This is a genomic window from Microcystis aeruginosa LEGE 91341 (genome assembly GCF_015206885.1).
Classification (GTDB): Bacteria; Cyanobacteriota; Cyanobacteriia; order Cyanobacteriales; family Microcystaceae; genus Microcystis; species Microcystis aeruginosa_H.
This window is the reverse complement of the sequence record NZ_JADEXY010000196.1, coordinates 1-5,511: the sequence shown is the minus strand read 5'-3', so window position 1 is coordinate 5,511 and position 5,511 is coordinate 1. Positions and strand designations below refer to the sequence as shown.

Sequence of the window (5,511 nt, the reverse complement as noted above, 5' to 3'; positions counted from 1 at the left end):
GTGGGGTAGTGGGGAATTTAGCTGAAATTTCCCCATCTCCCTATCTCCCCAAATCCCTATCTACTGCTTTCAGGTTAAGCTCCCAAAAAAAGGCTATTCTTTACCTTATATAGCCTGGCGAAAATTTGATGACTTCCTTGTTGGTTCACACTTATCCTTCTCTTGTCAAGGGTATTTTAATTAAACGTTACAAACGCTTTTTTGCCGACATACAACTGGACAACGGAGAATTAATTACGGCCCATTGCGCTAATACTGGACCGATGACGGATGTATGCGTAGAGGGTCAACCGGTTTATCTTTCCCGTAGTGATAACCCGAAGCGAAAATTAGCTTATACCTGGGAGATGATTCAACTGGGGGAAACTTGGGTGGGAGTTAATACCAATCTTCCCAATCAGGTGGTGAAAAATGCCCTGTTGCAAGGAGTTTTTCCCGATTTGGTCAAAAATGACACCGAAGTGCGATCGGAAGTGGCCTACGGTCAAAATAATGGCAGTAGAATTGATTTTCTTTTGACCCATGGTGATAATTCCCTCACCTATATCGAGGTTAAAAATACCACTTGGAATCAGGGAGAAACGGCACTTTTTCCCGATACTGTCACCACGCGAGGACAGAAGCATTTAAACGAATTAATGGCTTTATTACCGGCAGCGGAGGCGATTATGTTCTACTTTATCAATCGGGGTGATTGTGACCGGTTTGCTCCGGGGGATAGTAAAGATGCTAAATACGGGCAGTTATTGCGTCAAGCAGTGGCTAAGGGAGTCAAGGTTTTACCCTGTCGCTTCCAAGTGACACCCACGGGAATTTATTATTTAGGTTTAGCAGAATTGCAACGGTGAAACCAGTGGTTTAGAGGGGCCAGCTTTTGACAAAATCCCCAGACCGCAACTGACCTTGAAAAGCTTAGAGACACAGTTACCTGTGCCTCTAATGGGGATTTTGTCGATACATATTTGGGGTAATTTGTCAAGGTTTTTGATAACTAAATTCCGTGGCGCATTTTCTCTAATTTCTGTTGCACCTGAGCATCGAGAGAATGGAATAAAAAACGCCCTTTGGGACTTTGAGAAGAACTCTGGGATTTTCTCAGACGACGACCGGTTAAATCCACCTCGATTTCCAGACGTTGAGCGGAAATCCAGTGGGCCCCATAACCCATAACGGTCATTTTTTGGGCATTATCAGAGGTAGCGACGATAATCCGTCCGATAGCTGGGGCGCGATCGTGCCAAAAATCGGCACAGGTTTTCTCGATATAGGTGTCGGCGGTTTGAGCGTGAGCGGTAAAATAAACCGATAAATGGTTAGTGTAGCGTTCCTGGCTGCCGGGGGTGTCTTGAAGGTAGGAATCGAAGACGATTTGGGTTTGATAACCCTGATGGTGGGTGTAACCGATTAGGGTTTCAATTAACTTGTCTCGCGCTGGTTCGAGACCGTGGCGATCGCTGATTTTTTTCAGGGACGGCCAAGCGCCGATGACGTTGTAGCCGTCAACCAGCAGAAGGGAACGATCAGAAGAATTAACCATGGCTTTGAGAGTAATTTGTGTGGCATTAAGGGCAGTTCTAAAAAACAGCATCCTAATGATATTAACAAAAAATTTAAGATTCTCCCGCCACACTTGCCAATAATCTCGCTTTTAATTCTAGGGGATTTCCCTGATCCGCTACCTTGCCACCCTCCAACAAAAATGCTCCATCGCTGTAATCCAATTCATCAAGGCGATGCGTCACCCAAAGGGCTGTAATCCCCCGGTTTTTGACCAAGTTCTGCACTTGAGAGACTAATTCTAACTGAGTATCCCCATCCAGAAGGGCGGTGGGTTCATCAAAGAGCAAAACCTCGCAATGACGAGCTAAAGCCCCCGCAATGGCGATTCTTTGCTTTTGTCCGCCACTGAGAGCATAGATCGGTCGTTTTTCCATTTCTAATAAATTCACCGCCCCTAGGGATTCCCGCACCCGGGCCCGAATTGCCGGCGTGGATAAACCCTCGGATACCAACCCAAAAGCCACATCCGCCCCCACTGTTGGCATAACTAACTGATGGTCGGGATTTTGAAAAACAAAACCGAGGGGGTTAGGTATCTCTATTTCCCCGCGACTGGGTTTTAATAATCCCGCTAAGAGCCGCAGCAGGGTTGATTTACCGCTGCCATTTGTCCCCAACAACATCCAAAATTCTCCTCTGGGAACTTGCAAAGAGCAGCCATTTAATACTGATTTCCCATTCGGCCAGCTAAACCAGAGATCTTTTACTTTTATAGTCATGAATTATGATTTGATCAGTTATCAGTTATCAGTTATCAGTTATCAGTTATCAGTTATCAGTTATCAGATTTGAGTTTTTAAGTGTGCAGTATTAAATAGAAGTTTCCTACTGTCTTTTTACTGCTCACTGATTACTGTTTACTGTTTACTGCTCACTGATAACTGATTAAAGAACTATTCTGTGGCTAAAGCGACAAACCCCGGCGCTCTACCAGTGGAGGCAGCCCCGGATTTTTGTGACACAATCACCGCACTGATCTGATCGCTCAAAACCGCCACCTTTTTATCGGTTTGTTTTTCGCAGGTTAATTCTAATAATTCGGGATTGGGCGATCGCATAGCGTTAGTAATTGTTTGATACAAAGCGTCTGCTGCTGCTTCTTCCTTGCGCTGCACGGAAATGGGGATGGGCGAGAGTTTCAGGGTAATATCGATCGAATACATAGTTTAGCGTTCCCTTCCAAAAAACAAGTCAAAAACCATTGTATAGCAGGGGTTGAGAAGTCAGAGATCAGATGTGAGTTTTCAGTTCACTGATTGCTGTTCACTATCACCGATTAACTCTCGGCACTCGGTGTGCAGAGACGTTGTTAGCTGGCAATCACTTGCTTGAATGAATGTGCATGGTGCGTTCCCCAAAAATCTATCGGTGCAGCGGTAGGAGTTGCATCAGGGAACGCACCCTACAGCTACCCCAAGCCAACTTAGGCATCGATTAAATCATGTTCTTGTGTTTTACCTGCTTGATATTCTGCGATCGCTTCTTCTAAATGTTGAGCATTAGCCGGAGATTTTAAGAGATAAACTGTTTCCATCAGACTGTCATAATAACTTTTAGACATGATAACAACATCTTCTGTATCTCCTCTGACAATGAAAGTACAGTTTTTATAGCAAAGAGCGGGGTGGTTAGGACAATCAATCGCTGAAACCCTTGACCGATAAGAGTTTGAAAATTGAAAGCGTCCTAACTAACTCGTTCTATGCCATATCATTGGCTACTGTATCTATTACAGATTTAAAGTTTTTTCGGGCTTCACTAAAGTTGACAATGTTGACGCTCATCAGAGTTGTACATGGTTAAGTACAATTGTCATTATAGTTCTGTCCAAATCTGGTTGGCAAAACCCAAAAGCTTCGGGGAACGCACCCTACAGATGCGATCGCTACAAAATCTAATCAATTAAGTCTCTTGCCAGATAAGAATTTAGTCGATTTATGCCACCCTATCGAACCATACCAAGTAACGAAGAACCAAAAAAGCTAGTTTTCATTATGTCTTTATTTTGGATCTTCACTCACGCCTTCAAGAAAAGCAATTGCTCCCTTCCCCCACGGATTTTGCTCAACAAAATGTTCTCCGACCTTGAGCGCGGCTTTTTTACCACCATTCCAAAGGCGCTTTAGATTGAGAAAGTTTTGCCAACGGTTTTGGTCTTTGGCTTCGATGAGTTTAGCTTCTACATCAATGATCTGTGCAATATCAACTTCGTTATGAAGACTAGGATACTTAGTTTGAAGATCAGCAATGAACTTCTTGAAGTCAGAGAAGAGTACATCAAAATTTTGTTCAGTAGTCTGGTTCGTCTGCGTGACGTATACATCACCTTTGGCAGTTACACCACCAACAGGACCGTAAAAATTCTGTCCAACCTTTGCCATAAGTTTTGAAACCTCGATTAGTTTTTTCTTGCATCGCTATCAATCACTTCTGGACTGAAGTATTTAAATTGACTGAGCCTGTTGCTGTTACTCCTCCTACCGATCCTGTGAAATTTTGGTTGATGTTATTGACATTAATGCTCTGCACAAAGGCATCCAAGGATTCAACAGGTAACCCTTCTTTTTCAAAGGTCTCTCGTATCGATGTCACAGTGGCGTGTAGAGTACTTTTCACAAACATGACAACGTCATCAAGGTTAAAAGAACCAAGATCTAGAGATTTATTAAATTCCAGACGAAGTGATGTTCTTAAATCACCCACTTGCTGGATTCTCTGGATTAACCCTCTCCAACTGAAAGCAATAAGGCAGAGATACAAGAGCCAGAGTAGTACATTGAGTCCAGGGAAGAAAGATAAAGGTGCGATCGCAAGCCAAGGAATAACAATTGTTAAAAATATTTTTAGGATAAACGCAAATAAATTTAGCTTGCCAAGCACATAAGTATCAACACCAACATAAAGATTATCTCCATAGGTCAGGAAGCGCACCAAAATAGTTGCCCGCGTTGAACGAAGAGTATTGCGCGTGATAAGAACATATGTGCGCTCTTCATTGTCATATTCATTGGCACTGATCTGACTGAATTCCATTGAATCTTCTCTGTATGTAACCACACGAAACCTAGCATCTCCTAAGTTACGTCTGCTTATTTGCTCAATCAAATGCTCATAAAGACTCTCACATATCTGTTTGACCCGACTACGATCAACGCGATATGTCTGGTAAAGACTAAAAGCGGATATATATAGTCCTGATGAATTTGCTGGATCTTTGAAACTATTAATTCCAACATTAACAACTTTTCCCTGCTCCACAATTCCTCTAGTCATCAACTTTTCCCCACCATTAGCTTTAACCTAGTACCCCACCGATAACCGCACCACATACCCATCAATTATACCGCCTCCTGCGATCGAGCAACCCCCTCTATTATAGTATCCCAATTCCATCGGTCTAACACCCCTTAATAGGACTTAATACCGCACTGTGGGGTTTAATCACCTCAATTTGGGCATAATTACCGCACAGAGGGGTCTAGCATTCCGTTCAAGACGTGAAGAAGACAATACCAAGCAATTGAGGTGGCATATCTCCCCATCTCCCCAAATCCCCCCGCAACGCGCACGAAGTGGTCTCCCCCCGCAATGGCTCGACTGAGCTTCGCCGAGCGTCCGAACGTCGCGAAGCAAGTGGTCTGCCGAAAAAATTTTAGATTTTTTTAAGATCGACCTAAAAAATCTTGGCCATTTTTTCCAATATAGTGTAAGTTAAGAAAAGTAAAGATTTCTCACAATTCTTCTACACATCTGCTGGCCTGCTCGGATAGATGGAGAAGAGAGGGCGGAATCTTAGCAATAATATATATTTTTCGGAGAAAACCCCCATGACCATTGCTGTCGGACGCGCCCCAGAAAGAGGGCTGTTTGATGCTCTCGATGACTGGCTCAAAAGAGACCGTTTCGTCTTCATCGGTTGGTCTGGTTTACTACTCTTCCCCTGCGCCTTCA

General features: G+C 43.5%; 7 protein-coding genes and 1 pseudogene. 2 read left to right on the top strand and 6 right to left on the bottom strand.

Annotation, left to right across the window (positions count from 1 at the left end):
- Positions 1-128 precede the first annotated feature (128 nt).
- Complete coding sequence (gene sfsA / locus IQ234_RS19615) at positions 129-848, top strand: DNA/RNA nuclease SfsA (RefSeq protein ID WP_193958314.1); 720 nt, start codon at positions 129-131, stop codon at positions 846-848.
- A gap of 143 nt (positions 849-991) precedes the next feature.
- Here the strand turns inward: sfsA and IQ234_RS19610 are convergent, their stop codons facing one another.
- The 6 genes from IQ234_RS19610 to IQ234_RS19585 all read right to left on the bottom strand — a co-directional run bounded on the left by IQ234_RS19610 (position 992) and on the right by IQ234_RS19585 (position 4,833).
- Positions 992-1,537 (bottom strand): NYN domain-containing protein, encoded by a 546-nt coding sequence (locus IQ234_RS19610; protein WP_193958313.1) that lies wholly within the window; start codon positions 1,535-1,537, stop codon positions 992-994.
- Positions 1,538-1,610: 73 nt separating this feature from the next.
- Complete coding sequence (locus IQ234_RS19605; RefSeq protein ID WP_193958312.1) at positions 1,611-2,279, bottom strand: energy-coupling factor ABC transporter ATP-binding protein; 669 nt, start codon at positions 2,277-2,279, stop codon at positions 1,611-1,613.
- Positions 2,280-2,453: 174 nt separating this feature from the next.
- Positions 2,454-2,723 (bottom strand): hypothetical protein, encoded by a 270-nt coding sequence (locus tag IQ234_RS19600; RefSeq protein WP_002742026.1) that lies wholly within the window; start codon positions 2,721-2,723, stop codon positions 2,454-2,456.
- A 260-nt stretch (positions 2,724-2,983) separates the two neighbouring features.
- Complete coding sequence (locus IQ234_RS21415; RefSeq protein WP_228008630.1) at positions 2,984-3,121, bottom strand: type II toxin-antitoxin system Phd/YefM family antitoxin; 138 nt, start codon at positions 3,119-3,121, stop codon at positions 2,984-2,986.
- A gap of 439 nt (positions 3,122-3,560) precedes the next feature.
- Positions 3,561-3,941 carry a hypothetical protein gene (locus IQ234_RS19590; RefSeq protein ID WP_193958311.1) on the bottom strand — a complete coding sequence of 127 codons (381 nt, stop codon included), beginning with the start codon at positions 3,939-3,941 and terminating at the stop codon, positions 3,561-3,563.
- 43 nt (positions 3,942-3,984) lie between these two features.
- Positions 3,985-4,833, bottom strand: coding sequence for a hypothetical protein (locus IQ234_RS19585; RefSeq protein ID WP_193958310.1), 849 nt, complete (start codon positions 4,831-4,833; stop codon positions 3,985-3,987).
- 554 nt (positions 4,834-5,387) lie between these two features.
- On the opposite strand from IQ234_RS19585, the pseudogene IQ234_RS19580 reads away from it, so the two are divergent.
- Positions 5,388-5,511, top strand: a pseudogene (locus IQ234_RS19580) (photosystem II D2 protein (photosystem q(a) protein)); the annotation flags it as partial.

What these genes read in the sequence shown, in the direction of transcription:
- IQ234_RS19600 (WP_002742026.1), bottom strand. Translation starts at nt 2,723, where the DNA reads ATGTATTCGATCGATATTACCCTGAAACTCTCGCCCATCCCCATTTCC.
- IQ234_RS19585 (WP_193958310.1), bottom strand. Translation starts at nt 4,833, where the DNA reads ATGACTAGAGGAATTGTGGAGCAGGGAAAAGTTGTTAATGTTGGAATT.
- IQ234_RS19590 (WP_193958311.1), bottom strand. Translation starts at nt 3,941, where the DNA reads ATGGCAAAGGTTGGACAGAATTTTTACGGTCCTGTTGGTGGTGTAACT.
- IQ234_RS19605 (WP_193958312.1), bottom strand. Translation starts at nt 2,279, where the DNA reads ATGACTATAAAAGTAAAAGATCTCTGGTTTAGCTGGCCGAATGGGAAA.
- IQ234_RS21415 (WP_228008630.1), bottom strand. Translation starts at nt 3,121, where the DNA reads ATGTCTAAAAGTTATTATGACAGTCTGATGGAAACAGTTTATCTCTTA.
- sfsA (WP_193958314.1), top strand. Translation starts at nt 129, where the DNA reads ATGACTTCCTTGTTGGTTCACACTTATCCTTCTCTTGTCAAGGGTATT.
- IQ234_RS19610 (WP_193958313.1), bottom strand. Translation starts at nt 1,537, where the DNA reads ATGGTTAATTCTTCTGATCGTTCCCTTCTGCTGGTTGACGGCTACAAC.